The organism is Caballeronia sp. (genome assembly GCF_049581465.1).
Taxonomy (GTDB): domain Bacteria; phylum Pseudomonadota; class Gammaproteobacteria; order Burkholderiales; family Burkholderiaceae; genus Caballeronia.
This window is the reverse complement of record NZ_JBAUSA010000391.1, coordinates 1-1761: the sequence shown is the minus strand read 5'-3', so window position 1 is coordinate 1761 and position 1761 is coordinate 1. Positions and strand designations below refer to the sequence as shown.

At 62.7% G+C, this 1761-nt stretch carries 2 protein-coding genes; one reads left to right on the top strand and one right to left on the bottom strand.

Going from position 1 to position 1761, the window contains the following annotated elements:
* The coding region (locus WCA53_RS09690; RefSeq protein ID WP_423908476.1) for an NAD(P)-binding domain-containing protein at positions 1-329 on the bottom strand (329 nt) is incomplete at its 3' end.
* 320 nt (positions 330-649) lie between these two features.
* Between WCA53_RS09690 and WCA53_RS09685 the strand changes: the two genes are divergently transcribed.
* Entirely contained in the window at positions 650-1576 is a 927-nt protein-coding gene (locus tag WCA53_RS09685) for an NAD(P)-dependent oxidoreductase (RefSeq protein ID WP_423908474.1), read from the top strand.
* Positions 1577-1761 lie beyond the last annotated feature (185 nt).

The window sequence follows — 1761 nt, the reverse complement described above, 5'->3', positions numbered from 1 at the left end:
CCGGCCTTTGCGACCGAGGCGATCCCTCCGGGGCCGGTCGCGACGTCGCGCACAGCTCGTGCATCCGGCAGCATCGTCACGATGATCTCAGCTGCGCCGACGTTACTGATGTCCAACAATGGGGTCGCGCCGATCTCGCCCGCAACCTGCGCAGCGAGACCAACATTAGCGTCGAACAGCGACAACTCGTGTCCCGCTTTTGCGATGTTTGCAGCCATCGGTTTCCCCATATTCCCGACGCCGATAAACGCCACCTTCATGTAAGTCAGTTCCTTGTAGTTGAATGGTCGATTGTGCAGGTTTGGTCGAGCGTTCCTCGGCGTAACCATACCGTCGCCATGCTCCAGAACGCAACTCGCCGGCGAAAGCGCGCAAAAATATAGGTGCTTGGTGCGCGTTTGCTTTTCGCGAACGCCGGTCTCTCGTTTGAATGGCTTCCGCAGTCAGGTCGGCGCTGTTAGCATCAGTCTCAACAAATGCGCGGACTCACTGCGCTGATGTCATGACGGACGGACCGGCAGCGGCCCAAGGTGGGCATTGACCTGACAACACACGGGGCGAGTGTGACTTCCGCGCAGGGGCGGAAGAGCCACATGCATACGATAAGGCGTGATACTCGCGCGCTCGGGGGCCTCGAGCGGGTGCTGCCATGAGCAGGCATCCGGTAGGCTTCATCGGCTTGGGCGTGATGGGGCTGCCGATGGCGCGCCATCTGGCCGCCGCGGGTTATGCGATCACGGCCTACGATACCGATCCGAAGGCCCTGGATCGTCTCGATCGCAGCAGTACCGGTGTTGTGATGGCGTCGTCACCGAAAGAAGTGGCGGCCGCCTCCGACATCGTCATCACGATGCTACCGAGCGGCCGTGAGGTCGAATCGGTCGTCTTCGGTCCTCAGGGCCTCGCCGAGGCCTTCCGCCCCGGCAGCCTGCTGCTGGACACGTCCTCCTCCGAGCCCTCCGGTACGAAAACAACCGCCAAACGCCTGAAAGATATCGGCGTAGACATGGTTGACGCACCGGTGTCGGGCGCCGAAATCGGCGCCCTGAACGCCGAGCTGGTCTTCATGGTTGGCGGCGAGGAGGCTGGCGTCGAACGTGTGCGGCCCCTGTTGGAGGTCCTCGGGGACCGCGTGTTCCACCTGGGACCGATCGGCAGCGGTCACGCGATGAAATCAATCAACAACATGATCACCGCGGCGACCTTCCTCGCGACGGCGGAAGGGCTGGTCATCGGCGCGCGCTACGGTCTGGAGCCGGCCGCGATGACCGGGGTCCTGAACTCCTCGACGGGAATGTCATGGGTGAGCCGGACACACATCGTCCAGAGAATTCTCAGTCGCAAGTTTGACGATCCGTTCAAGTTCGACCTGATGGTGAAGGACATCGACATCGCTCTGCGGCTCGCGTCCGAGCTGGGTCTGAGCATGGACCTGAGCCAGGCCAACCAGGCGCTTTGGCATCGAACCCAGGGGGAGATTCCGCCGGGCAGCAGCGTGAGCGAGTTGGTACGCCGACTCGAGGCGCGCTGCGAAGTCGAGCTTTCCTTGCCGACGGACCCGATGCAACGGTCCTGATCCGTCCGATTAAAGAGTCGGCGCACCTGCCGATTCATGGTCACAGTCAGAAGGGGGACTTCGATGACAAGCCGACCACACTTGAGGGCTACCGCGCCTGCCGGGCAACGACTTTCCGCGGGCTCCTGCCTTGCGGCGGTCATGTTGCTCGGGAGTGCCCTGCCGGTACACGCACAGACCCAGGC